Origin of the sequence: Anaerovibrio lipolyticus DSM 3074 (assembly GCF_900141865.1) — a bacterium.
GTDB classification, from domain to species: Bacteria; Bacillota; Negativicutes; order Selenomonadales; family Selenomonadaceae; genus Anaerovibrio; species Anaerovibrio lipolyticus.
Genome location: NZ_FQYW01000012.1, coordinates 48,522 through 74,112, shown reverse-complemented (window position 1 = coordinate 74,112; position 25,591 = coordinate 48,522). Strand labels below are relative to the sequence as shown.

Sequence of the window (25,591 nt, the reverse complement as noted above, 5' to 3'; positions counted from 1 at the left end):
CCTTAAATTATTTCCCCAATTCCTTTGAGCGTTCAGTAGCAGCAAGTACCGCATCAATAAGGGCACCACGTACCCCCTGCTGTTCCATTACACGAACGCCTGCAATAGTTGTTCCTGCTGGGCTGGTAACCTGGTCACGCAGCACATCAGGATGCTTTCCGGTTTCCACCACCATCTTTGCAGCTCCAAGCAATGTCTGAGCTGCCAACAAAATAGCTGTCTGACGTGGAAGACCTGCTGCCACGCCGCCATCTGCCATAGCATCAATCATAAGGAAGCCATAAGCGGGACCACTGCCGGAAAGTCCAGTAACCGCATCCATCATGCTTTCCTTAACCTCAACAGCCTGACCACAAGCATAGAGAATATCTCTAATGGCCTTGACAGTTGCTTTGCCGAAGGCACGCTCATTTCTGGCATAAGCGGACATACCCTCGCCAACTGCCAATGGTGTATTAGGCATGATGCGCACAATAGGATTAGATGGAAAATACTTCTCCAAGGTCTTAATAGGAAGACCTGCCACAATGGAGCCCACCAAAACATCATCTGACACCTTGCCCTTCAATGATGTCATTACATCGGTAGCTACCTGAGGCTTAACAGCCAAAATCAATATGTCAAGCCCTGCATTTTTGACAAAATCATTGTCAGTGACAGCATTGACGCCATGCTTATCCTTTAGCTCCTGACATCTGTCTTCCCTGATTTCTGAAACAAATACGTCCTTTGGAGCCAACGAACCATTAGACAATACTCCGGACAGGAGAGCCTCTCCCATTGCTCCGCCACCGATAAATCCAATTTTCATGTCAGACACCAGCCCTTCTTAGTTTAAATTTATTAAAATATTCATCATTTATTATTGTTATTTGGCTCCCATGGCATATTATTCAGGCCATGGTTCTGCTGACTTACAGCAATATTTACATTCTTTGGCGCAAAGAGCCATACATTGCGACTGATTTTATTTACAGCACCATCAATGGCATAGATTGTTCCACTTATAAAATCAATAATGCGGACAGCTGTAGGCTCCTCAACATTTTCCAAATTGATCACAACAGGCCGCTTTTCCTTTAGGCAGTTGGCAATCTGCTGACAATCATCAATATTCTTTGGATTAATAACAACTACCTTCATCATGGTATTGGCCATAGTGGCAGCTGCACCTCCTTCACGGATGGATACAGAATCAGACCCCATATTTATCACCTTTCTATCATGCATACTACGGCGGGAACCAAAGCTGACAGGTTCAGCAGGCTTGGCTCTCGGAGGCACCGGTCTGTCCACTTCTTCCTCCTCAACAGTATCCAAAAGCACTTCCTCCCCATCTGTGTCCTTAATGCCAATCTTTTCCAAAAAAGAATCTATCTTACCCACAGGATGTTCCTCCTCAATTAAATATCAAGCTACACCTCAGTACTGTCTTGGCCCAAAAATTCCGGTTCCAACCCGAACCATGTTTGAGCCCTCCTCAACAGCAATCTGATAATCATGAGTCATACCCATTGACAAATATATTATATTCGCTGTCCGGAAGTTCATTTCCTTCACGCGATTATAAATTTCGTACATTTTTGCAAATAAAGGACGACAATCCTCCACATTCTCATAGTTTGGAGCAATACACATCAGTCCCATGAGCTGAAGGTTCGGCATTTCATCCACTTTATAAAGCAGCTCCTCCATATCCTCGGCATATATTCCAGACTTGGAAGCCTCCTTGGCGAGATTCACCTGGACCAAAACCTTTTGAATTTTACCAATATTGGCAGCAGCATTATTTATGGCTTCTGCCAAATGCAACGAGTCCACAGAATGAATTATATCAAAAATTTTAACTGCCTGCTTGGCCTTGTTAGTCTGGAGATGACCTATAAGATGCCAGGTCACATCCCTGTCCAGAGTTTCAAACTTCTCCTTGGCTTCCTGGATACGGTTTTCTCCAATATCAGTAATTCCAGCATCTATGGCTTCACGCATAGCATAAATGTCATGATTTTTGGTAACGGCAATCAGAAGAACCTCCTGAGCCTTGTCAAAGCTCCTTTTGGCCTTGGCTGCCTCAATATTATCCTTAACCTCTCTCAACTTCTCCGATATCATCTAATCACCCTTTATAAGCACCTCATCCACCGCTCCAAGCTACATGAGCGGTCCCCCTTCCCCTCCAGGGGAAGGCAATTATTTTATGGACAGCACCGCTGCTATCCGCCCTGTCCTGCCCTTGTCGGCACGATAGGAGAAAAACTGACGATGATTGCAGGCGGTGCACACACCGGCTACATCAATATTTTCCGGTTTGAGTCCAGCCTTTATTAGCTGAAGCTCGTTGGCCTTCCACAAATCAAGATGCTGTCCACCCTTTTCATCAATGATTATTTTATCATAAAAATCAGGAAAAGCATCCCTAAATTGCTTTATAACTTCCGTTCCCACTTCATAACAGCAAGGCCCGATGGCTGGTCCAATACCCGCCAGAAGCTTCTCCGGCTTTGAACCATACTCCTTTACCATCAGCTCCACGGTTCTGGCAGCTATGGAAGCCACTGTACCTCGCCAGCCCCCATGAGCCACACCAATAGCCTTTTGTACGGGGTCTGCTATAAGAATCGGCGTACAGTCCGCAAAGAAAAGCATCAACGGAACACGCGGCTCATCAGTAATGAGGCCATCCGCATCCTTTATGGATTCCTCAAAATTATACATTCCGCTGCCCGCCTGGGCTTTGGTAATTTTAACCACCTTGCTTCCATGAACCTGCTGACAGGTGGTCCCCTGTCCCTTAGGAAGCTCCAGTCCTTCAAAGAATATATCCCGATTTCGTCTTACATCGTTAAGCTCATCCTCCACATGAAGACCTAGATTCAGAGCTTCAAAGGCACCTTTGCTGACACCTCCATGTCTTGTGGAAATACCATGAACAAACAAATCCTCCGAAAAAATGGAGAATTTTCCTATCCACAGATTCTTCAATTTGCCTGATACAAGGGAAAAACTCATATAATATCACACCGCTTTTGCGTAAATCTATTTGCAGACGCCACAGCGTTTACAACCATCAAAGCACTGAATTGTGTGCTTTGGCTTTTCCTGCTGTGACTCTATTAATTCTTTTTTAAGATAATCCTTGGTAAAGCCCATATCAAGTATATCCCATGGAAGGATATTGTCAAAGGATACGGGATGACTTACCAAATCCTCCATAGACAGCTTATGGCTTTTCAATACAGATTTCATAGCCTTGCTGCCACCATTTTCATAGGCTTCCAAAAGATATTGGCCAGTTTTTCTGTTTCCCCTGGCCAAGACCGCCTGAACATAAGCATCCCGTGGGGACTCAGCAATGACCTCAACATTATGCCGCTTTCTCAGAGCATTGGTGATTTCCTTTAGAGCACCCTGAATATATTTTATTGGTGCCATAGGAGACCATTGAAAGGGAGTAAAGGGCTTGGGAATAAATGGGTTTATGCTTAGGGTAAGACGGCCTGTGGCCCCCTTTGCTTCCATAAAATCCTTCAGCTTTACGGCCATATCTATGATGCCCTGAATATCCGATGGTTCTTCTCCGGGAAGACCAATCATAATATACAGTCTAAAATTTCGTATACCAGCCTTGATTCCCATGCTCATGGCATTCAAGAGATGTTCCTCCTCAATGCCCTTATTTATAACAGCCCTCATGCGGGTACTGCCGGCCTCTGGAGCCATGGTCAAGGTTTTCAAGCCACTGGCAGCAAGTGAGTCCACCAGCTCCTGGGTAACGGAATCTGCCCTAAATGAAGCCACCGACATACTGAGTCCATCCCCAAGGATTTCCCTACAAAGCTGATCAATTTCAGGATAATCAGAAATTGCTGCTCCCATCAGTCCTACACGGCGCCCCTTTTCCTTGGCCGCCACCAGCATTTTCTCAATGGCTTCCAATGAGCGATTGCGGGGTCTTCTAAAGCAATAGCCAGCCATACAGAATCGGCAATGACGGCCGCAGCCTCTGGCAATTTCCACCAAATGAAGGTTAAATTCCGTATTTTCTGTGTAAATTGCCGTCTCACCAGGATATTCATCGAGGTTTTCCTGCCACTGACGGCATATCCTTTCCGGAGCATCAGCTACTGGTTTTATCTGAGTATCATACCCATCCTGTCCATAGCTTACTTCATAGCGTGAAGGCACATACACTCCTGGTATTTTTGCCAAAATCGAAAGGATTTCTTCCTTGGAAAAGCCCTCACCTCTTGCCCTGTTATATGTATCCATAAAGGTGGGCATAACAGCCTCGCCTTCACCGATAATAAAGGCATCCACAAAGGGACTCATAGGCTCGGGATTAAAGGTGGCACAAGGACCACCAGCAATTACCAAGGGATCCATTTCCCCACGCTCTGTGGCCAACAGCTTTATCTTCCCCAGCTCCAGCATCCTTAAAATGTTGAAATAATCCATTTCAAAGGACATAACAAAGGCCACAATATCAAAGGTGGAAACCGCACTTTGGGTTTCCATGGTCATAAGCTGGACCCTATGCTTTATATACTCATCCTGCTGACGTTTTTCCGGCAGGAACCCCCGCTCACAGGCAGTATCGTCACGCTGATTTAGTAATCTGTATACGATATGAAGGCCCAGATTGGACATACCCACAAAATAGGAATTTGGATACAACAAAGCCACCCTGGTTCTGCCACCAGCGTGATAAATATAGTATCCAGATTCTTCTGCCAGCATATTTTTGAGCTGTTCCTTCAATCTCCAGGACAAGTATTTTCCTCCATCTTAATCATTTAATCATTTTTATCATCGTCTGCCAAAAGCACATCCAGCTCATGGCGGAAGCTGTTTATATCAGAGAATTTCCTATATACGGAGGCGAATCTGATATAGGCTACCTGGTCAAAATTCTTTAGATGCTTCAACGTAATTTCACCAATAGCCTTGGATGGAACCTCCTGCTCAAATTCCCGATGTATGTCCTGCTCAATATCATGAGCAAGAATCATCACACTTTCCAGTGATTTATCCCGCTTGTCACAGGAACGGATAAGACCGTTCAACAGCTTGTTACGGTCAAAGACCTGACGACTGCCATCATGCTTTACAACCATCAGGGGCAGCTGCTCCACTGTCTCGAAGGTAGTAAATCTTTTGCCACAATGAGGGCAGCCACGGCGCCTTCTGATAGCACGACCATCATCCACTGCTCTGGAATCTATTACCCTGCTATCCTCTTTATTACAAAATGGGCAAAGCATTACTGCACCTTCCTTCTAACCTTACGTGAATTACCATTTTTATTGCTTGTTTTATTGCTGTTCCTATTTCTGTTCTCTTTATGAAATGTGCCTTTATGGATTGTATCCTTATGAGATACAGCTTTACCGCCCTTTTCAGGACGAATAAGACAATCTGGGCCATAGCCAATGAGGTCAAACCGCTTTGCCCTTTCCAAGGCCTTCTTGACAAGGTCATAATTTCTTGGAAGCCAGTATTGCATCAATGCCCGCTGCATAGCCTTGTCCTCAGGCTTTTTAGCACTATACACCCTTTCTCCGGTCATAGGATTTATGCCGCTGTACCACATACAGGTAGAAAGGGTGCCAGGAGTTGGAATAAAGTCCTGAACCTGCTCCGGATGATATCCCATTTCCTTGATAAACACCGCCAGCTCAATGGCATCCTCCAGTGTACAGCCAGGGTGACTGGACATGAAATAGGGCACCAAAAACTGTTTTTTACCCAGTTTTTTATTCATGCGATTAAAACGCTCCACAAACCGCACATAGATATTGCGGGAGGATTTCCCCATAATACGGGTAACTCTGTCAGATATATGTTCAGGAGCAATCTTTAGCTGACCACTTATATGATGTTCGCAGAGCTCCTGCAAAAAATCATCCTTGGCCAGCATCAAATAGTCAAAGCGTATCCCAGAGCGGATAAATACCTTCTTGATACCCGGAATTTCCCTGACTTTACGAAGCAGCTCCATATATCCACTATGATCCACAATAAGGTTATGGCACACATCAGGGGACAGGCACTGCTTTCCATGACAGGTGCCCCGCTCCAGCTGCATATCACAGGAGGTGCGATGAAAATTGGCGGTAGGACCACCTAAATCATGGATATATCCCTTGAAATCCGGCAATTTTGTAAGTATTTCAGCCTCGCGAATAATGGATTCATCACTGCGACGCTGAATAATTCTGCCCTGATGGGAAATAATAGCACAGAAATTGCAGCCACCAAAACACCCCCTATGGGCCGTAATGCTGAATTTAACCTCTGCATAGGCTGGAACTCCCCCGTCCTTGTCGTAAATAGGGTGCCATCTGCGCTCATAGGGCAAATCATATATTTCGTCCATTTCCTCCACAGAAAGAGGCATGGCTGGTGGATTCTGAACAATACACCAATCACCATTCTGCTGGGCCAGCTTTTTGCCTCTAAAAGCATCCTGCTCCAAATACTCGGTTTTAAATGCCTCAGCAAACTTCTCCTTGCTTTCTCTAACCTCGTCATAGGAAGGAATTGGCGTAAAATCCCAAATATAGTCAAAATTGGGCACCCTAAAGCAGGTACCCTGAACATCCTGAATATTCTGTATTTCAACGCCTTGATGGAGCTGTGCAGCTATATCTATAAGCTGTTTTTCACCCATGCCATATACCAGAATGTCAGCACCGCTCTCCGCCAAAATTGACTGGCAAATCTGATCCCCCCAGTAATCATAATGGGCAAAACGCCTAAGGCTGGCTTCAATGCCACCAATAATAATCGGAACCTCATTTCCCCAGCACCTTCTCAGCATCTGGGTATACACCACCACAGCCCTTTCCGGGCGATGACCAGCCTTACCTCCAGGAGAATAGGCATCCTGATGGCGAACCTTTTTGGCCGCAGTAAATCTATTCAGCTGTGAATCCAGGTTTCCACTTGAAACAAGAAAGCCCAGCCTAGGTTTCCCAAGGCGGGCAAAATCTTTGATATTGTGCCAATCCGGCTGTGGGATAATCCCCACCTTATATCCATGCTTTTCCAACAGACGACATAATATGGCCGGGCCAAAGCTGGGATCATCCACATAGGCATCACCAGATACAAAGACAAAATCCAGCTGTTGCCAGCCCCGAATTTCCATATCCTCTTTTGATATTGGTAAAAAGCTCATTAAATCACACCATCAACAACTTGAATTATTTGGCACTCTTATTTGACTTAGAAGTATCAGCCTTGGCACCATCACTCTCCTTGGTCATAAGGCGCTCCACGACCTGTCCCTTGCTACCAAGAACACCCAGACTCTTTCCGTTCCAAGTAAGCTCGATAGCTCCGGCATTACCAGCAATAAGCTCAACCTTGTCATTACCCTTCCAGGACATCTCCTTGCCACTATCCACAGTGCCTTCAAATACTTCCTTGCCGTCAATCTTAACTGAAATCCAGCATGGATCGGTAAACTTGGCAGAAACCTCAACGGAATCATACTTCTTTTCAACAACAGGTGGTTGCTCCTGCTTCTTGTCCACAACCTTTTCTGTCTTTACAGTAGGCTTTGACTTCTCCTGAGCCGGGTCGTCACTGAAGGCATAATATACACCGCCCAAGAACACAACCATCATAGCCAGAAGAATCATGAATTTTCTGGAGCCACCCTTTTCCTCGGTGCGCTCACGATAATCATTGCCGGAAGAAAATAGATTGCCCCCCTCGCTGCCAGAAGCAGAATATGAAGAAGATTTTACAGTAATGGTGCGCTGTGGCACATCATCATAGTAAGTCTCCTGAGGGCGCTGGTCAACTGGCTGAACAGGAACATCAATATTTCTCTCGGAATTAAACTGCTGTAATAATGGAGCACTGTCCATATTCAGGGCCTTGGCATAATTGCGTATAAAGCCCTTTGTATATACATCACTTGGCAGGTGATCATAGTCACCCTTCTCTATTGCTTCAATATATAAAGACCTGATACTGGTCTCATTCTCGATATCTTTAATCGTTAGTCCTTGCTTTTCTCGTTCTCTCCTAAGAATATCTCCCAGCATGTTCTAACCTCCTACACAAAAACTCTACTATATTATACATGGTTAAGTTTTTATACTCAATAGCAACAATTCTATTTTTTGAAAATAAACAAAAATAAAGAAACGGACCCGCATTGACAATGCGAGTCCCAATTGTAATATTTACCCATTGCTTTCCCTTACAAGGTCAGCCAAAGTTATGGAGTTAAGCACATCATTTACCTTATCACTTATATGCGACCAAACATTTCTGCGACCACAGCCCTCTGCCTTTTCACAGGGAGCCAGCATACAGTCGGCAAAAATAACAGGCCCCTCCATAGTGACAATAATCTCACCTATGGTTATATCCTCTGGAGCCTTGGCCAGCATATAGCCACCCTGGGCACCACGAACGCTTTTTACAAAGCCAGCTTTCTTCAATGCCCCCATAAGCTGTTCCAGGTAATTGTCAGAGATGCCCTGATTCTCGGCAATAGTCTTAACCGTAATGGAGCCCTTACCATACGCCATAGCTAATTCGTGCATAGCAATTACACCATAACGGCCCTTACTCGATAATCTCATATAATCACCTCAAACATACTTAAAATTGGATGAGCCTAAACTCTTTAATCAGCTGAAGCAGAATAGCAGCTGTTCTATCCACACCGTATTTACTGGACTTGATTGTAATATCATAGCTGGCGCCAATACCATATTGAGCATCAGAAAATTTACGACAATGTTCCTCTCTCAGCTTGGCGTGCTTCTTTATCTGTTCCACTGCCTGCTGATGATCAATTTTTGCCTTGCGCATAACACGTTTGGTCCGTTCAATCTCGTCAGCAGTAATGAAAATGTGCAAAGAATTTTTATGATTCTGCAACACATAGTTGGCCAGGCGCCCCACAATAACGCATGAATCCTTGGAAGCAATTTCCTGGATAACCTGGGCCTCAATTTTATACACCTGCTCCTGTGTAAGCTCCTCATCCTTGTCATAGGCAGAGGTATACCATTCGTACAAGCTGTATAGGGCATTGGAAGTAACCTTGTCACCGTGTTCCTCCAGATATTTATATGCAAATTCACTATCCTCTGCAGCCATCTGGATAATATCACTATCATAATAAGGAAGATTTAGCTCGTGAGCAATACGTCTTGCTATAGAATGCCCACCACTGCCATATTCATGGGATACAGTCAGTACAAAATGCTTCTCGTTAATATCATCATCAATAACAGAGGAAATATCATCTACACGATTCTCCGGCAACAAAATGTAAGTAAACCAACGCAGATATTTCATGAGCAGCTTTAGAATAACGCCAGTGAATACGGCCACGATAAGGGTTCCTTCACGGACGCCTCCAAGATTACCCAAAAACACAAGGCCCAAAACAGCGGAGAACAGAGACAGGGTTATGTCAGAAATCCATCTCATGGTGGAAAATTTCTTATGGTAAATTGCCCCCAAAAGTCTCAGCAGAGAATCTATCGGCAGTAAGGCCACACTGGATATTACGCAGCAATAAAGGCTGCTGGCCATCAGTACACTGCTGAAAAAGCAGGTAACAGCTCTGCTGGAATGGGACATAGGATTAAAGCCAGCCAGGGTATTTAGGGCCATATCCGTAAATATTCCCAGAGCCAAAGCCGTGATAATTTGCATTATCACTGCCTTTTTCTTTACCCGCCCTCTGCGAATAATAAGCTGACCCATAAGACCGGCAAAATTAAACAGACCTATCCAGGCTCCTACTGTAAATACATCTGCAATTAACCATATAGTATAAGGCATGGTAACCATAGGGGCCACGCCCATTTCCGCCTTAATCAGAACAGCTATACCGCAAGCCATCAGAATAATACCCAAAGTATAAAGCAAGTATCTTCGTAACAGCTCGGAAACTGTCTTCTTTCTTTCTCTCATATCTAAAACTCCAAAAAATAAGATAATGCCCGCCTCACCAAAAGCAAAGCGGGCATAAATATTTTACAGGAGAACCTTATGGGATACGTTTACACGGCCCTTCTGGTCAATCTCAGTTACCTTAACTTCCAGCTCATCGCCAACGTTGACAACATCTTCAACCTTCTCAACGCGCTTCTTGTCAAGCTGAGAAATGTGGCACAGGCCCTCACGGCCTGGCAACAGCTCTACAAAGGCACCGAAATTCATAATACGGGTAACCTTACCCTTATATACCTCGCCTACCTCTACTTCCTTGACGATTTCGTTGATGCAGGCAATAGCTGCCTCAGAAGCCTCAACGCTGGTAGCAGAAATGCGAACGGTACCGTCATCATCAATATCAATCTGAACACCGCAGTCCTCGATAATCTTCTTGATTACCTTTCCGCCAGGTCCAATAACCTCACGAATCTTGTCTGGCTTAATCTGCATAGTGGTTACGCGAGGAGCATACTTGCTCAGCTCCTTGTTAGGCTCAGCAATGCACTCCAGCATCTTGCCGAGAATAAAGGCACGACCGCGCTTTGCCTGTGCAAGAGCAGCGGAAAGAATCTCACGGGAGATGCCCTTAATCTTGATATCCATCTGAATTGCAGTTACGCCCTCAGTAGTACCAGCAACCTTAAAGTCCATATCGCCCAGAGCATCTTCCATACCCTGAATATCGGTGAGAATAGTGTAATCATCCCCATCCTTAACCAGACCCATAGCCACACCGGATACAGGACGCTTAATAGGAACACCTGCGTGCATCAGAGAAAGGGTGCTGCCGCAAACGGAACCCATAGAGCTGGAGCCGTTGGACTCCAAAATCTCGGATACCATGCGAATAGTATATGGGAATTCCTCAATGGAAGGAATAACCGGAACCAAAGCTCTCTCAGCCAAAGCGCCATGACCGATTTCACGACGTCCAGGACCACGAACAGGACGAGCCTCACCTACAGAATAGCCAGGGAAGTTGTACTGATGAATGTAGTGCTTGGAAGTCTCAACGCCGAGGCCGTCAAGAACCTGCTCATCACCAAGAGAACCCAAGGTAGTAACTGTGAGAACCTGGGTCTGACCACGGGTAAAGAGGCCAGAACCATGTGGACGAGGCAAAATGCCAACTTCACAGCTTACAGGACGAACCTCCTCAACCTCACGACCGTCTGGACGAATCTTCTCCTTGGTAATCATACGGCGTACGATTTCCTTAACGATTTTGTGAAGCATATATGGAATTTCCTTGATGGCATCAGGATAAAGCTCAAGGAAATGCTCCATAGCTTCAGCCTTAACATTGGAAATATCCTCATCACGAGCCAGCTTATCAGGGTTACGGACAGCCTGATCCAGCTTATCAGTAGCGTACTCACGAATAGCCGTTTCCAGCTCCTCCGGAACAGCAAAGAGCTTAACCTCACGCTTCTCCTTGCCACAAGCCTTCTGAATCTCATCCTGGAAAGCAACGATCTTCTTGATTTCCTCATGACCAAAGAGGATAGCCTCCAAAATAACTTCTTCCGGAAGCTCATTGGCACCAGCCTCAACCATCATTACCGCATCACGGGAGCCGGCAATGGTCAGATTAAGGTCAGAAACCTCACGCTGCTCAACATTAGGGTTGATAATAAACTGTCCATCAACGCGACCAACACGAACACCAGCTATTGGACCAAGGAAAGGAATATCGGAAATTGTCAGAGCACAGGATGCACCAATCATAGCCGCAATCTCTGGAGCGTTGTCATGCTCTACAGACATAACTGTAGCTACAATCTGAACATCATTACGATAGCCCTCTGGGAACAGAGGACGGATAGGACGGTCAATGAGACGGCTGCAAAGAATAGCAGACTCCCCTGGACGCCCCTCTCTCTTTATAAAACCGCCTGGAATCTTACCAACGGCGTACATCTTTTCTTCATAATCTACAGTCAGAGGGAAGAAATCAACACCCTCTCTTGGCTCATCAGAAGCCGTAGCTGTAACCAAAACAACAGTCTCACCATAGCGCACCAAAACAGCACCATTTGCCTGCTTAGCCATTTTTCCGGTCTCAACAGTAAATGTGCGGCCGCCTAACTGCATCTCAAAACTCTGCATTAAGTTTTTCCTCCTATAATCTTCTTTATACCTTTTAACCTTGATAGTATAACATATTGTTGACAAAAATAGCTACTTAATTTTTAGTTTTTCCCTAAGCAAAAAGGGACCCCAAAATGGAGTCCCTCAGGTCCGAAACTAATATTAAATTACTTACGGAGACCAAGCTTGGATACGATTGCACGATAACGCTCGATATCCTTCTTGTTCAGGTATGCCAGCAGGCGACGACGATGACCAACCATCTTCAGAAGACCGCGACGGGAATGATGATCCTTCTTGTGCTCCTTGAGATGCTCAGTGAGGTAAGAAATACGAGCAGTGAGAACAGCAATCTGAACCTCTGGGGATCCAGTGTCGCCCTCATGAACTGCATACTTCTGCATGATTTCCTGCTTTGCTTCGTTAGTTAACATTGAAAATTCCTCCTATTGTTTAAAAGTTCCACAAGCTGAGGCAAGGTCGGAGTCGTCCATGTCTTAGCAAGGGATAAATATTATGTCCTTAGCGAACACTTTTAGAATTATACTATAGGCCTATTACTTTGTAAAGGATAATTTATTCATCCTCTGGTAAATCCAGCCCCATATTTTTCATTACCCGCTTACGCACCTGTGGCAGCATAGCGTAAAGCATATCTCCCGGGCAGGAGGTGGAATTGACATCCCTATGCCCAATTACTCCCATTTCATCAGGAATAAGATTATATACACCACAAAGAGTTGTTAAGAGATTCGTTAAAGATCTTATCTGGGCGTCCGTTGGTGAACCAACGTTGAAATTGCCGGCTACACAAATTCCCACAGAATCGCTGTTATTGCCACTGGCATGGGCACCTATCATATTCCATCCGCGGCCCCGTTCAATGGTGCCATTTTTTCTGATGACGTAATGATATCCTATACCAGCCCAGCCAAAGCTGTCACGGTGCAAGCGATGGATTTGCTCCGCTGACATATCACGATCCTGGGATGTTCCTGTATGATGAACAATTATTCTATTGGTTTCTCTTCTTCTGGATGGTTCCTCAGCGAACCAAAAATCATTTTCCTCTATACGAAAACGGGTCTTCCCCCACTTGGTGGCCGCCGAAGCCTTGGAGGCCAACTCGGGCAGGGACAGTAAGCTAAGCCCCAGTGCCAGACCCACTGACTTCTTTATAAAACTACGTCTGTCCATTATATGTAAAAGCACTACCTTTTTAAAGAATCTGTCTTGCCTTTTCTTCGTCTGCACGAAGCTGTTTTACCAAGGCCTCAATGCCGCTAAATTTTTTCTCATCCCGCAGCTTTTTTACAAACTGCACTGTGAGAGGCTTGTTGTATAAATCTCCCTTAAAATCCAGCACATGAACCTCCAAACGGCGATTACACCCTTCAAAGGTCGGGTTGTTTCCCACATTGGCAATACCCTTGTGCTTTTCACCATTCATCAGCACATACACTCCATAAGCCCCGTTAGGGAGCATGGCCCGCTTGTCGGGAATGGCAAGATTAGCTGTAGGAAAGCCAATGGTTCGTCCACGCTGATCGCCGTGAATAACACGGCCACCAAAGCTAAATGGTCGGCCAAGGTATTCATTGGTTAGCTCCAAATCCCCTTCTTCAATAAGGCCCCGAATTCGGGTGGAGCTTACCATGCGGCCATTAAGCTGGATGGCCTCACCAATCTCAGCCTTAAATCCATAGGAGCTGGCCACTCGGCCCAGCATACGGGTATTTCCCTTGCCCTTGTACCCAAAGGTAAAGTTAGGACCCGTAACCACGAATTTGGCATTACAGCAATCCTTCAGACGTTCCAAAAATTCTTCCGGAGTCTGCCTGGATAGCTTCTCGGAAAAAGCCACATTAAGCAATAAATCCACGCCCATTTCCTCAAGAAATGCCGCCTTGGAGATATTATCGCCTATCTGCACCGGCACCCTTTCAGGAGCCACCACGGACAATGGATGATTACTAAAGGTAAACACCACACTAAGAAGGCCATGCTTCTTGGCCAGCCCCATGGCCTGACGGATAATACTCTGATGTCCAATGTGAACCCCGTCAAAAGTCCCAAGAGCAATAGCTGTCCTCTGGCCCTTCAGGAAGGTCTTTATATCACTAAATTTACTGAAAATCTGCATTAAAAAAATCACCTAAATCATATTACTCAACAGACTTATTATACCTTTTGAAGCCTCCAAAGGCAAATTTACCCCCTGGCGTATTCTTCCCGCTGGGCCTGAAGCTGCTTTATGGACAGATTTCTCAAATATGATTTATGCTTCTGGTCATTCTGGTACACAAATCCTACATGGGACACATAAGGCTCTATTGTACCAATTTTTAGCAATGGAGTTACCACCAACAGCTGTAAATCCATTTTACGGAAAAGCTCCAACCCAAATCTGGCTGATTCATCAGAGCTCTTTAAAAAAGCCTCATCAATCACCACAAAACGGAAGCTGTTTATTTTCTTGTGCTTGCTTTCAAGGCCGAAGTTATAAACAAGACTGGCAGCCAATATGGTATAGGCCAGTTTTTCCTTCTGACCGCCGGATTTGCCGCCGGAATCGGTATAGTGTTCATATTCTTCTCCAGTTTCCCGCCAGCGCTCTGAAGCTGCAAAGCTAAACCAGTTTCTTACATCTGTAACTCTGGCAGTCCATCGCTTATCAGCCTCAGCACACTCAGGCCGCCCCCTAAAGCGTTCAATAATCTTTTCCACCTGACGGAATTTTTCTTCCGAATATGCTTCATTCTCATCCCCCTCTGAATAACCACTGACACAGGAGCGAAGCTGATTACGGAAATCCTTTATATCATTGTCTGCCACATTGTCGCATTCAATCTGAATATAACGCCCCTCGCTGTAATCAATTTCCGCCAGAGAATGATTAATCATCTCGATGCGTTCCTTTATTACATCGCACACATTGTTCAGCTTTTCCCTAAAGAGGGCAATTCTGTTAATGGTATTTTCACGAAGAAGCTGACGGAATTTGTCTTCAAAGCGTGGCAATGCATCAGTCTGGAGCTTTGTAAGAAGCTGACGATAATCATTAAGGCCTTCAGTGGCTGCTGCCAGCTCATCCCCAAATTCAGGGAAAGCTGCCTTAAATCGCTGCATCATAACTACCAGCTGCTGTCCTTTTTCCTCCTTGGAACGAACAGACATCTCCCGTTCAGCCCGCAGATTTGCCCCCAGCTTTTCCTTCAGCTCACTCTGGTTATCAAGGGAAAGATGCTTTTCTCCAAATACCTGGGCTGCTCTTTCAGAAATTCTTGGGAATATACGCAGCTGTTCTTCCTCGCTGATTTGCTCCAAACGGGCCTCATCTGCCTCTATCCCCTGTTTATTGCTTTTAATGCCATAATTTATGTTATTTAACGAAACAACAATCCGCTGTAGCTGTAAATCAATATCCTTCCGCTCAGCCTTTAGCTGGGAAAGCTGCTTTTCCAGCCTCATGTAAACGGCATTTTCCTCCTGAAGCCCAGACAAAAGCTGCTTTTTTTCAGCCACTTCCTTTTCAAGGGTTACCCTGTCCAAAAGAGTGAAATCCTTAAACAGCTGAAGGTTATTTATATAAAGCTGTTTCTTGCGACACTCCCCGTTTTGACGCTTCAACCGTCCTTCAGTGCGCCTTGCTTCCTTTACAGCCTCCTGCAAATCCTCCAGCTCAGATTCCAGGGCCTGAATTTTCTTCAAGTTGGAAAAGCCCAGCACATAACGGCGACGATCATTTAAATCGTAGCGGTCATCTTTTTCGTGACGCCGCCCCTGGGTCTTTATCTGCCCCTTTATGGTAATGGCAAATTTTTCCCGTTGAAAATCCTTGAAGGTTTCACAGCAAGTATGGCTATACCGCTGATAAAGCTCCCTCATAAGCCATTTTTTAAACGGGGAATCCTGACGAATGTCCAGCTTGGCACAGGCCGCATCCTCAGACAAATCCTCAAAATTAACAGGATCCACATATTCCTCACAGCTGTAGTACACCACCCGCTGCTTGACCTTATGCTTCTCCATCCACTGAATGATTTCACCATAATGAAGCTTAGGCACCAATAAGGACATACCGAAGCCGTGAAGAAGACGCTCCAGGGCACCCTCCCACTGTTCCTCGCCTTCGGCCACCTGCATAAGCTCTCCTGCAAATGGAAGCTCGCTTTCTGCCAAATCCAAGTCCTGACAGATCTGCTGCCGAAGGTCTATGTAATCGGCAGAAATACTGGATTTGCGGGAACGCAGGGAACTCAGCTCATTTTCCACCATTGCTATGGAATTATTAAGGGCCTTAATCTCGCTGTCATTGTCGCTTTGGGCATCAGCAATATCCAGCTCCCGTTGCTTCTCCTCTTTATCCAGAGCTATGAGCTTTTCAAGATTTTCCTTAAAGGACGTCAAGGTATCTGGCACTTCCAATGACAGCCCCTTAGCATTTTCCTCATACTGCTGACGCTGCTTTAAGCAGGCCTCCAGAGCCTTGTTGGCATTATCCAGCTTTTCTTCAGTAACGGAAACCTTGTCACCACCATTTTGGTAAAGCTGACGCTGTACATCCTCAATGGATTCCTCATTGGTTTGCTTTTGCTCCATAATGGATTCATGGTCTTTTTTTACCTGTGCAAGATTATTTTCCAAATTTGACAGAGCTTTTTCCCTAAGCTCCTTGTCCTCCTTGGCAAACCAAGCTGACAGGGCCCCTTCCATCTGTTCAATAACCACCTGACGGCTATGAGCATCAAAATAGCTTTCCCCAAGGGCAGTAAGAGGCAACAGCATTTCCTCCTGCCTTCTTGCCCTTACCACCGCACTATGGGCGGTGTCCAGGTCATGAAAATGCTCCAAAAGACGCTGTACATCATCCTCTGTTCCAGGCTGCTCCAGCATATTTTGGCGCACGAAGCTGGTGAGGGAATCCACCTTCTTCATGGAAATAGTCTGCTGGAAAAGATCCATGGCCTGCAAGGAGCTGATGCCAAAGCGACGGCGAAAATCCTCCGCATATTTTGGGTAATCATCATAAATATGGATATAGACATCATTGCTGAGGCGCTTTCTCAGGCTTCTGATATCGCTTCCAAAGTTGCTGAAGTGATTTTCAATGGTAAGAGTCTTTTCACCCAACACAAAGAACCTATCCGGGCTTCCCGTTTCATCCTTGTACCAGAAAACCTGAGCCAAAGTCACTCTGGCTCCCAAATTTTCGTCACCAAAAACAGCCAGTACAACGCTGTACTGGTTTCTGTCACGAAGGGCCTCGGGCTGGCCAATGCCGTCCTCAGACCTTTTCTGGGCATAATAGCCCCTGATATAAGAATTAAGGCTGCGCTCTCTGGCACTGGCATCCGCCGCCTTGTTGTAGGTAACCTTTTTAGGTGGCACCAACAGAGTAATCAGTGCATCCACCAGAGTAGATTTGCCGGAGCCTACATCACCTGTCAAAAGTGATGTTTCCCCATCCAAATCCATGGCCCAAATCTTCCCATCAAAGGTACCCCAATTATATACTTCCAGCCGAACCAGCCGAAACCCCATCTTCACATCCTTGGGGTCATGCTCAAAATCAAATAAATCCATAATTATCCTTTTCTATCTTATCCAACCATATCCCTGCACGGCCATATCCATAAAATGGGCCATTAGCAGATTTGTTTTCAGCTCAAAAAATTCTTTGTCATAGCTATCTGGTAAGTCTTCGTCCAAAACTTCCTCTATAGCCGACTTTACTCTGGAACGAGGCTGTTCATCCTTGTACCAGTCCACCACGAAAATATCCTGTTTGTTATCCCGCAGCTTCTCATACAAACGCTTGGCCGAAAGTTTAACCTTTTGTTCCTCGGTCTTGGTGAGCTTCTTGTCTGCCATCAACAGGTCATAAATCTCCAGTTCTTCATCTGTAAGCCCCTCACGGCTGGCTCTGGAATCTTCCTCCTGCATATCCGCTAACAGCTTCACCAATTCTTCATAATAGTGTTCATTATCAGCACTGCCTGCGTTATATTGATCAATTATATTTCTATATCGTTCAGAGAAATTTCGGCGAGTACAATTTCGCTTCAACATCTGAACCAAAGCCCGCTCAATAAATGACTTCATATCGTCAATTTCCACCGACCGATATTTGGCCTGCTTAAACTCAGCTTTTAACTCCTCAGCATCAATTTTCGACAAATCAATAACTTTGGTTTTATATATGGCAACACCTTCCTTAATCCCCTGAATTGGGTTAGCAGCTATCACACTATCATCAAGCAGAGCTGCCATTCTCATACGGGCACGATTAATTTTCTCATCATCAATTAGATTATGGTACAGCCCGTGAAGATAACACAACGCAGAATAAGCCTCCGCGTGCGGCCAGTTATATTTGAAAATCTCTGGCTTGGCACTCTCATAAAGATTAACCAATGTATTAACAATAACATTGAACTTATCCTTATACTCGTCCTTATCAACAATGATATTATAGGCCTCCCGCAATTCTTCCAACTGATCAAACAGGGTACTTTCCCTCAATATGTCATCAATATCTATACCTAGTCCCAACAGAAATGCCTTGGCTTCTTTAACAGCATCGTCCAGATATTTTAAGAGTTCCTCCATATTTTTCACAGGGAACTCATCATCATTATCCCCAACAGCATAATCACGCAGAGCTTTTTTCATGTATTTGAATACATTTACATAATCTACAATCATTCCGCACTGCTTGCCCGGAAAAGTCCGATTTGCTCTGGCAATCCCCTGCATTAATGTATGAGCCTTCATTGGCTTGTCCAAATACAAGGTAGACATGCTTGGCACATCAAAACCAGTGAGCCACATAGCACACACGAACACCAACTGTAAATTGCTGTCCGGGCGTTTAAACCTATCCTCTATGTCCTCGCCTTCAGGAGAAATATAATTCATTTTGTCCCGATGTTTTTTTATGTCCAGCCCCTTTGCACTGAATTTTTCTTCCTCACCAGCTTCCTCAGAAATAACCACCGCCATTTCGGCCTTATTCATATAATCAATAATCCCGGTTATTTCATCTTGTTTTGCTTTAGTAGCTGCTCTGTTGCGTTCCTGAATTAGCTTTTTCTTTTCCTCGGACCAATAGCGTTGTACTTTGTCATACATCTGCACTGCCGTGTACTTATCTACCGACACTACCATACCCTTGCCAAGAAATCCCCGACGCGGAAAATGATAAGCAATATGGGCCGCAATCTTATTAAGACGGTCCTCCCGCTTGATTACTTCCAAAATTCTTGAAGAAGAATTTTCCAACAGTCGCTGTTCCTCATCATTAAGATTTTCTTCTTCGATAATGTTTACCACATCATCATCCAGGAAATCATTTTGCAGACACACCTCTGGTACTGGTTTGGAGTAAAACAACGGCACCGTAGAACCATCCTCTACAGACTGAGCAAAATTATACTCGGATACATAATTACCAAACCACTGATTGGTTAGCCTCTTGCTTCCCAACAGCGGAGTACCTGTAAAAGCTACATAATTTGCATTAGGCAGACCAGTATGCATATTTTCTGCCAGAGTCTTGTACTGGGTGCGATGTGCTTCATCCACGATAACAATAATATCATTACGCTCGGACAATACGGGGTATTTCTTTCCCTTATCATATTTGAACTTATGTATCATAGTAAAAATAATTGGCTTGTTGCCGGTCAAATATTCCCGTAGCTGCTTTCCATTCTTTGGCTGGCATTCTTCATTTTTACCAATTACTTCTGTACGAATGAAGTTCTTTACAATCTGATTATCAAGGTCCTCACGGTCAGTAATTATCAGGAAGGTGAAATTCCCCTCCATAGTCTTCCTCACCTTGCGGACAAACATAACCATGGAGAAGGACTTTCCACTACCCTGGGTATGCCAAAAAACGCCAAGCTTTCCCTGTAAATCCTGACGATTCTTTAGTGCCTCTATCAGATTGTTTACTCCTAAATATTGATGGTTCTTGGCGATAATCTTATTACCGCCATTCTGAAACAGAATGAAGTTCTCAATATAATCAACAAGATTACTTTTATTCAGCAATCCCTCAATAAAATACTTTATGGAGCTGTTCTCTGCCTTTGAAACTTCTTTTAATTCGTTACGGTCTACCTTTTCCTTTTCCGACTCCACCTTCAGCCATTCAAAGAAATACTCATAGGTAGCACAATATGCCCCCAGCCGTGTTTCTATGCCATTGGACAGCACACAAATCTGATTAAAGGCGAAAAGATTTGGAATGTCCTTCTTGTAATTGGTGAGATTATCATTATATGCTTCCTTCACCTTTACAATGCTGTTTTTCAGCTCAATGAACACCATTGGCATACCATTAACAAAAACCAGCACGTCGGGCCTTCGCCAGTACACATTGCCCATAATCCACATCTGGGAAACAGCAGTAAAAGTATTATTTTCCGGCTGGCGAAAATCCACCAGCTTCACGAAATCAAAATCAGCCTTGCCATTCCGTCTGACATTAACCTTGATACCATTACGGATTTTACGATACAGCTCATAATTGGCTGTTGCAATATCCTTGGCAGAATAATCCTGACATAATTCACGGATTATATTATTTAAAATATCCGCATCAATATTTGGATTCAGGCGAAAAATAGCTGTGCGCATCACCTCTGGCAATACACACTGGCTCTTGGAGGTGCGCCCAGTGCCATCGTTTAAATCTTCTCTTTTGGCCGGGTCCGGATCACACTTTAAAATGTCGTACTTAAATGATGGTTCTTGAAGTTTTGCCAGTATCGCCTGCTCAATATCATCCTCTGAAATAAAGCTGCCCATGGCTCTATCTCCTTTCGTATTCTAAGCCATCCCCCGTGGGGAGGGTGCCCGTAGGGCGGGTGAGGTCATACCTGTAGTTTTCCACTCATTAGACGAGGAAGCAAATAATCCCTCTGTTTGATAAGATTTTGATTTTGTTTGTTAAACATCTCAATCTGTTTGATAACACTATCCGTAAATCGTTTAAATCTCACTAGCAATTCATCACTTGGCAGCAACCATTTTATTTTTTTTATGAATGCCAAATCTGCTCGTTGTCTACCATCTGCACCATTCATGCTATTTATGGCTTGTTTTCTAAACAATTCATCTCTAGCAATACAATAAGTGAAGAAAGAGTCCACTTTAACACCATGCATAACAATAAACTCTGTCGAACCTGTCCCAACTTCATCGTCATTCAAGCAATTAACCAATCCTGTCTTGCCATTCTCCAAACAAGGGGTTATTTTTGCAAAAAGTACATCTCCATTTACGAAATGAGTACCCGAGCTTTTTTCCTCTATTGTTATCTGTGATTTATCAATAGACATTCCAAATGTACTTAATGCAGCCATTGGAATATTTATATAGCTATATTGTTGTTTAAAATCATATTTAGGATTGAATTTTATAATATCTTTTAACTTGCAAACCTTCCATCCCTTTGGCACACCATCCACAAATTCAGCCTTTTCATGCCCTGGAAACCTAAACCGCACAAACCATTCCTTGTACAGGTTTTCAGCCATTTGCTCAAGGATTTTGATACGTTTTTTGTTGGTTTCGAGCAGTCTATCATATTGTGATATAACTTTTCCTATTTTAATTTGCACATTATAGTTGGGAATAAAAAACTTAAACGACTTTATCGTTTCCAAGGTTATACTTGCTTGATTAGCTGCACCTCTCGCTTGTCCTACAACATGGCCCGAAAAATCACTTGACTTTAACCTATAATACAGAAAGTCATTGTCCATACCTTCATTTGGTATTATTTTGACAGCATTTTGGTTTAATAGAGCATTATTCAACTCATAAGGAACTCTTACGACCTTTCCTACAACAGAATCCGGATTATTAGGCCAAGAACCAACCGTCTGAATAATTATATCTTTATAGTGCAACTCATAATCCAGATAAGTATACTTTTCTTCTTTTGGATAATATTTTAAATCATTTGCAGAAATACTATCTGATGTAAAATCTGATACTCTGACAATAGGCACACCACTATCAACGTATTTTGTACTTTTAAACGCAAAACCTTTCTTGGTAGTGATATTTTTACCCAAAATAGTTTCATGCCAATTCATATTCCCAATTCCTTTAAACTACCAACTATACTATCCATCAATTTATTACTTTCTTGCTGTAACTGATACAATTCCTTATTAAGCCCCAGAATCTCTTCCTTAAATTCTTCCTCGCTAAGGCCATCATCTTCAACAGCTACACCTACATAACGTCTGGCATTCCATGAAACAATAGTTCATACTTATCATACTCCAAGTTCCTTCAATTCAGCCAACAGGAACTCTTCCAACTGTTTTTTATCTGGCAAATGCAACATATATGTAGAAACAAAAATCTGTTCATCCACACCATTAAGGACATACTCTACCATCTTTTCTCCCTTTTCGGTACACAAAAGAATCCCGATAGGTGGATTATCTCCCTCAGTCATTTCACATTCCTTGTAATATGACACATAGGAATTAAGCTGTCCAAAATGCTCATAGCGAAACTTATCTACCTTTAATTCAACAATTACATTGCAGTGTAACAAACGATTGTACAGAACAAGATCTATAAAATAATACTCATCATCTATAACGATTCTTTTCTGGCGTGCTTCAAAACAAAATCCTTTTCCCATTTCCAGCAGAAACTCCTGCAAATGCTCCATAATGGCTTCTTCTAAATCAGATTCTGTAACAGCCTCCTTGCCATCCAGCCCGAGAAATTCCAGTGAATAGATATTTTTTACTGTCAATGACTTACTAAAATCCTCACTATCTACCTGCCTTAGCAACAATTCTGGCTTTTTGCTGATACCTGCCCGGAAAAAGAGTTTTGAGCTAATCTGTCTACGAAGTTCTCTGACGCTCCATGTCCCCTTTATACATTCTACCTCATAAAAGAACCGTTCAAGAGGGTCATCAATAGGCAATATCTCTCTTAAATGTGAGAACGATAATCGGCTTATCAATACATCTGGGGGCATTTCAAATTTGCGTGACGCTGTATCGCAGATTTGATTTTCGACATTTTTCAGATAACTATTTTCAGCATCAAACTCCTTAGGTAACATCTCTATTTCATCGATACCACGTAATTTGCGTGACACTGTCGCGCAAATCTGCGGATACCTTTGATAAAACAGTCTGCATGTTCCTAACATCTGTCTGTCAAGACCTTTTATCTCCACTTTTTTAGACAGCTTTGTCAAAAGCTGAGTCCCATATTCAGCCCTGTCGTTACCACTTTGCTCAAATTCCACAATATAAAAACCAATCATCCAGTTTCTAATTGTAAGAAGCTGATTTACTGCACCTTTAGCATATAAACTTGTAACCTTGTGTATTTTCTCAACATTATTAGCTAGTAGTTCAAAATTCATCCTTTATTCTCTATCCCCAATATCTGCATATTATTGAAAATAGCCTCCATCAACTGATTGCTTTCATTCTGAAGTTTTTTTAATTCTTGGCTAAGCCCCAGCATTTCTTCCTTAAATTCTTCCTCGCTGAGCCCATCATCATCCACAGCTACACCTACATAACGTCCGGCATTGAGGGAATAATCCTGATCTTTGATACCATCTTCACCATCCAGCTTGGCTGCCTTGCAAAGACCAATTACGTCCCTATATTTCCCCTCAGGGAATTTTTCCTTAAGCCACAGAAGGTTTTTCAGATAGTATTTAACACTATCCACCAGCTCCAGGCCACCGGCAATCTTGTCTTTAAACTCCTGAACTTCCTTGTTTTGACCTTTCTTGACCTTGTTGCCATTAATCCATTTATCAGCCTTGACAAACTCCTTACGGCATTTACTTAGCTTCTCCAGTTCACTATGCAATAATTCAGCAGTATGGTTTACAAGAACTATATCCAGCTTATCTATTCCCAATGCAAAGCTTTCTGTTATTTCCTCAGTTTTGCCTATATCAGGATTTTCCACCTCAAATACGATGTTGTAAGGAACAAAATCTTTTATCTGCTGATTTAAATCACTTACACCTTCTGCCAACTTTTCCTCATATTCATGCACCAATTCCTGATAGCTGGCTTCATCCCCATTATATAGCTTGGTAATAATGCCCAGATTTTTTATCTGTTCATCACTGAACTTGCGGTGTGCCCTGTCCACCTGTGTAAAAACATTGCGGGCATCAATAAAGAGGATTTCATCCTTTTTATCGCCGTGAGCCTTTTGTTTATCAAAGAACCATAAGGTTGCCGGCAAAGTTACAGTATTGAACATATTGGAGGAAAGGGTCACCATCTGACTGATAATACCTTCCTCAATCATATTTTTACGAATATCATATTCGCTGCCGGAAGCATCAGAAGCTGAGTTGGCCATAACCAGAGCTGCCTTGCCTGTTTCATTTAAGGCCGATGCAAAATGACCAATCCATAAATAATTGGCATTAGGCACAGTTTCTTTTTTATCAGCATTCTTTTTACTGGAACTGCTTTTTTTACGAGGGATACCATAGGTATTGAAGCGCTTATCATCTTTTACCCGATCATAGCTTACCTCATCAACGTTAAAAGGTGGATTGGCCATTACATAATCAAAGGCCCCAAAAGCATTATGTGGGTCAGAATAAAAGGTATTGGCTTCTCTTATATCTCCCCTAACATTATTCAAAATCAAGTTCATTTTGGCCAGTTTTACAGTATCTGGCTCTTTTTCCACACCATAGCACCGAAAATTCATCATTTCTTTGTTGTCGGCATTATGTTTGTGCATATATCGGGCCGCCTGCACAAACATACCACCAGAACCACAGGCCGGATCTAAAAACTTCTTCTCCCCGCCTGGCTCCGGACCAAGTACTTCCACCATATAGCGAACAACAGTAGAAGGCGTGTAGAATGTTCCACCATCCTTACCCTCAGCCAAAGCAAAATTTCCTAAGAAATACTCGTAGATTTCACCAAATATATCCAATGTGGATTTTTCTGGAATATCCTTAAATATTCGCACAATACGTGATAAAAGCTCTGGCTCTTCCTCTGGCACCAGCTGCTCATAAACATCCTTTGGCAATACATTTACCAGTGTCGGATTTTCCTTTTCAATGGCTTCCATGGCTTCTTTTACTAATGTTGCCTTTTTCGCATCATCAGGAGCATTATTAATGGAATCATAATATGCTTTCTCTGGCAGATAAAAACCACATTTATCAATGGCAATCTCCCGCATAGTCTTTTCCCGGCGACCGCCTTTTAATTTATCATACTCGGCCTGAATTTCCTGCTTATGCTGTTTAAATAAAATATCAGCATAACGCAAAAATATAAGACCAAGTATCGGCTGGCCATATTTATTAGCTGCCAGATGGGCTCCAGAGCGAAGCACATCCGCCGCATGCCACAAATCATCTTTAAGTTTTTTCAGTTCTATGTCTGTCATTGTAGTTCTTCCTTACTAATTTGTTTTTGCTAATCACGTTTTATTTTATCACGAATACAGCGTTCAAAGATACATT

Annotated in this window: 19 protein-coding genes; all 19 read right to left on the bottom strand. The window is 43.5% G+C overall.

Going from position 1 to position 25,591, the window contains the following annotated elements:
* Nucleotides 1-7 precede the first annotated feature (7 nt).
* On the bottom strand, nucleotides 8-811 hold the full coding sequence (gene proC, locus B6K08_RS07880) for a pyrroline-5-carboxylate reductase (RefSeq protein ID WP_080325861.1): 804 nt from the start codon (nucleotides 809-811) through the stop codon (nucleotides 8-10).
* A gap of 44 nt (nucleotides 812-855) precedes the next feature.
* On the bottom strand, nucleotides 856-1,386 hold the full coding sequence (locus B6K08_RS07875; protein ID WP_080325860.1) for a cell division protein SepF: 531 nt from the start codon (nucleotides 1,384-1,386) through the stop codon (nucleotides 856-858).
* A 36-nt stretch (nucleotides 1,387-1,422) separates the two neighbouring features.
* Nucleotides 1,423-2,112, bottom strand: a complete 690-nt coding sequence (locus tag B6K08_RS07870; RefSeq protein WP_080325859.1) for a YggS family pyridoxal phosphate-dependent enzyme — start codon at nucleotides 2,110-2,112, stop codon at nucleotides 1,423-1,425.
* Nucleotides 2,113-2,190: 78 nt separating this feature from the next.
* On the bottom strand, nucleotides 2,191-3,009 hold the full coding sequence (pgeF, locus tag B6K08_RS07865) for a peptidoglycan editing factor PgeF (RefSeq protein ID WP_080325858.1): 819 nt from the start codon (nucleotides 3,007-3,009) through the stop codon (nucleotides 2,191-2,193).
* A gap of 27 nt (nucleotides 3,010-3,036) precedes the next feature.
* Nucleotides 3,037-4,770 carry a radical SAM protein gene (locus tag B6K08_RS07860; protein WP_080325857.1) on the bottom strand — a complete coding sequence of 578 codons (1,734 nt, stop codon included), beginning with the start codon at nucleotides 4,768-4,770 and terminating at the stop codon, nucleotides 3,037-3,039.
* 23 nt (nucleotides 4,771-4,793) lie between these two features.
* Nucleotides 4,794-5,261 (bottom strand): transcriptional regulator NrdR, encoded by a 468-nt coding sequence (gene nrdR / locus B6K08_RS07855; protein ID WP_080325856.1) that lies wholly within the window; start codon nucleotides 5,259-5,261, stop codon nucleotides 4,794-4,796.
* A complete protein-coding gene (locus B6K08_RS07850; protein ID WP_080325855.1) occupies nucleotides 5,261-7,180 on the bottom strand; it encodes a YgiQ family radical SAM protein in 1,920 nt (639 codons plus the stop codon). The genes nrdR and B6K08_RS07850 overlap by 1 nt, the downstream gene beginning before the upstream one ends.
* A 25-nt stretch (nucleotides 7,181-7,205) precedes the next feature.
* The gene (locus B6K08_RS07845) at nucleotides 7,206-8,057 is read right to left on the bottom strand and encodes a helix-turn-helix domain-containing protein (protein ID WP_080325854.1); all 852 of its coding nucleotides are present in this window, start codon (nucleotides 8,055-8,057) and stop codon (nucleotides 7,206-7,208) included.
* A gap of 141 nt (nucleotides 8,058-8,198) precedes the next feature.
* Entirely contained in the window at nucleotides 8,199-8,603 is a 405-nt protein-coding gene (locus B6K08_RS07840; RefSeq protein WP_080325853.1) for an RrF2 family transcriptional regulator, read from the bottom strand.
* A 19-nt stretch (nucleotides 8,604-8,622) separates the two neighbouring features.
* Complete coding sequence (locus tag B6K08_RS07835) at nucleotides 8,623-9,951, bottom strand: cytidylate kinase family protein (protein WP_080325852.1); 1,329 nt, start codon at nucleotides 9,949-9,951, stop codon at nucleotides 8,623-8,625.
* 63 nt (nucleotides 9,952-10,014) lie between these two features.
* Complete coding sequence (locus B6K08_RS07830) at nucleotides 10,015-12,084, bottom strand: polyribonucleotide nucleotidyltransferase (RefSeq protein ID WP_039210012.1); 2,070 nt, start codon at nucleotides 12,082-12,084, stop codon at nucleotides 10,015-10,017.
* A gap of 149 nt (nucleotides 12,085-12,233) precedes the next feature.
* Nucleotides 12,234-12,500 (bottom strand): 30S ribosomal protein S15, encoded by a 267-nt coding sequence (rpsO, locus tag B6K08_RS07825; protein WP_039210015.1) that lies wholly within the window; start codon nucleotides 12,498-12,500, stop codon nucleotides 12,234-12,236.
* 142 nt (nucleotides 12,501-12,642) lie between these two features.
* Nucleotides 12,643-13,263, bottom strand: coding sequence for a peptidoglycan recognition protein family protein (locus B6K08_RS07820; protein WP_072033486.1), 621 nt, complete (start codon nucleotides 13,261-13,263; stop codon nucleotides 12,643-12,645).
* Between the two features lie 22 nt (nucleotides 13,264-13,285).
* Nucleotides 13,286-14,209, bottom strand: coding sequence for a bifunctional riboflavin kinase/FAD synthetase (locus B6K08_RS07815; RefSeq protein ID WP_039210019.1), 924 nt, complete (start codon nucleotides 14,207-14,209; stop codon nucleotides 13,286-13,288).
* 68 nt (nucleotides 14,210-14,277) lie between these two features.
* On the bottom strand, nucleotides 14,278-17,652 hold the full coding sequence (locus B6K08_RS07810; RefSeq protein WP_039210022.1) for an ATP-binding protein: 3,375 nt from the start codon (nucleotides 17,650-17,652) through the stop codon (nucleotides 14,278-14,280).
* Nucleotides 17,653-17,664: 12 nt separating this feature from the next.
* On the bottom strand, nucleotides 17,665-20,886 hold the full coding sequence (locus tag B6K08_RS07805) for a type I restriction endonuclease subunit R (protein ID WP_080325851.1): 3,222 nt from the start codon (nucleotides 20,884-20,886) through the stop codon (nucleotides 17,665-17,667).
* A gap of 65 nt (nucleotides 20,887-20,951) precedes the next feature.
* Complete coding sequence (locus tag B6K08_RS07800) at nucleotides 20,952-22,181, bottom strand: restriction endonuclease subunit S (RefSeq protein WP_080325850.1); 1,230 nt, start codon at nucleotides 22,179-22,181, stop codon at nucleotides 20,952-20,954.
* A 185-nt stretch (nucleotides 22,182-22,366) separates the two neighbouring features.
* Nucleotides 22,367-23,488, bottom strand: coding sequence for a PDDEXK nuclease domain-containing protein (locus B6K08_RS07795; protein ID WP_080325849.1), 1,122 nt, complete (start codon nucleotides 23,486-23,488; stop codon nucleotides 22,367-22,369).
* Nucleotides 23,485-25,515: a type I restriction-modification system subunit M gene (locus tag B6K08_RS07790; protein ID WP_080325848.1), complete on the bottom strand. Its 2,031-nt coding sequence runs from the start codon at nucleotides 25,513-25,515 to the stop codon at nucleotides 23,485-23,487. Before B6K08_RS07790 ends, B6K08_RS07795 begins: the two co-directional genes overlap by 4 nt.
* Between the last annotated feature and the right edge of the window lie 76 nt (nucleotides 25,516-25,591).

Bases quoted from the DNA above. Each gene is read 5' to 3' on its own strand.
- proC (WP_080325861.1), bottom strand. From the start codon at position 811: ATGAAAATTGGATTTATCGGTGGCGGAGCAATGGGAGAGGCTCTCCTG.
- B6K08_RS07870 (WP_080325859.1), bottom strand. From the start codon at position 2,112: ATGATATCGGAGAAGTTGAGAGAGGTTAAGGATAATATTGAGGCAGCC.
- pgeF (WP_080325858.1), bottom strand. From the start codon at position 3,009: ATGAGTTTTTCCCTTGTATCAGGCAAATTGAAGAATCTGTGGATAGGA.
- nrdR (WP_080325856.1), bottom strand. From the start codon at position 5,261: ATGCTTTGCCCATTTTGTAATAAAGAGGATAGCAGGGTAATAGATTCC.
- B6K08_RS07850 (WP_080325855.1), bottom strand. From the start codon at position 7,180: ATGAGCTTTTTACCAATATCAAAAGAGGATATGGAAATTCGGGGCTGG.
- B6K08_RS07845 (WP_080325854.1), bottom strand. From the start codon at position 8,057: ATGCTGGGAGATATTCTTAGGAGAGAACGAGAAAAGCAAGGACTAACG.
- B6K08_RS07840 (WP_080325853.1), bottom strand. From the start codon at position 8,603: ATGAGATTATCGAGTAAGGGCCGTTATGGTGTAATTGCTATGCACGAA.
- B6K08_RS07835 (WP_080325852.1), bottom strand. From the start codon at position 9,951: ATGAGAGAAAGAAAGAAGACAGTTTCCGAGCTGTTACGAAGATACTTG.
- B6K08_RS07830 (WP_039210012.1), bottom strand. From the start codon at position 12,084: ATGCAGAGTTTTGAGATGCAGTTAGGCGGCCGCACATTTACTGTTGAG.
- rpsO (WP_039210015.1), bottom strand. From the start codon at position 12,500: ATGTTAACTAACGAAGCAAAGCAGGAAATCATGCAGAAGTATGCAGTT.
- B6K08_RS07820 (WP_072033486.1), bottom strand. From the start codon at position 13,263: ATGGACAGACGTAGTTTTATAAAGAAGTCAGTGGGTCTGGCACTGGGG.
- B6K08_RS07815 (WP_039210019.1), bottom strand. From the start codon at position 14,209: ATGCAGATTTTCAGTAAATTTAGTGATATAAAGACCTTCCTGAAGGGC.
- B6K08_RS07810 (WP_039210022.1), bottom strand. From the start codon at position 17,652: ATGGATTTATTTGATTTTGAGCATGACCCCAAGGATGTGAAGATGGGG.
- B6K08_RS07805 (WP_080325851.1), bottom strand. From the start codon at position 20,886: ATGGGCAGCTTTATTTCAGAGGATGATATTGAGCAGGCGATACTGGCA.
- B6K08_RS07800 (WP_080325850.1), bottom strand. From the start codon at position 22,181: ATGAATTGGCATGAAACTATTTTGGGTAAAAATATCACTACCAAGAAA.
- B6K08_RS07795 (WP_080325849.1), bottom strand. From the start codon at position 23,488: ATGAATTTTGAACTACTAGCTAATAATGTTGAGAAAATACACAAGGTT.
- B6K08_RS07790 (WP_080325848.1), bottom strand. From the start codon at position 25,515: ATGACAGACATAGAACTGAAAAAACTTAAAGATGATTTGTGGCATGCG.